This window comes from Nocardioides sp. CPCC 206348 (assembly GCF_048654705.1).
Taxonomy (GTDB): Bacteria; Actinomycetota; Actinomycetes; order Propionibacteriales; family Nocardioidaceae; genus Nocardioides.
This window is the reverse complement of the sequence record NZ_JBMCZA010000139.1, coordinates 10,368-10,853: the sequence shown is the minus strand read 5'-3', so window position 1 is coordinate 10,853 and position 486 is coordinate 10,368. Positions and strand designations below refer to the sequence as shown.

Below are 486 nucleotides of genomic sequence, written 5' to 3'. Positions count from 1 at the left end.
GTGACGCCGTAGTTCTTCGGGATGTTCAGCGGCAGGTTGACGCCGACGATCTTGATGCCCGCGAACTGCGTGTTGGCGGTGTGCGAAGCGGTGCCGTCCGAGCGACCGACCGTGGAGATCGTCGTCGTGAGGGCGTCGACCCGGATGAGGCCGCCGAGGAGGTCCACCTTGGCGGTGCGCGCCCACGAGTTGAGCGTCGTGGTCTTGGCAACCTTGTTGACGTTCGCGCTGGTGGTGGTTTCGATGGCGCCGACCGAGAGCAGGCCAGCAACATTCGCCGCAGCGGTGCTGTTCTTGGAGGAGGAGGAGTTGGCTCCTCCGGTGACCGAGGACTGGGCCGTGAGGTCTGAGTTGACCAAGCTGTCCTGGACCTTGACGTACGTTCCGCCGGTGCTGGCGGCGTAACTCCACAGAACAGGCTCTGCAGCCTGCGCCGGTGTGGCCGTCAGGCCCGCGCCCAGGAGGGCGAAGGTGACTACCGAGATT

General features: G+C 65.4%; 1 protein-coding gene. It reads right to left on the bottom strand.

What is annotated here, in order from left to right:
* Positions 1–359: choice-of-anchor P family protein (locus ACOADB_RS09085; protein ID WP_378597637.1), on the bottom strand; the 359-nt coding region annotated here is incomplete at its 3' end.
* Positions 360–486: the final 127 nt, after the last annotated feature.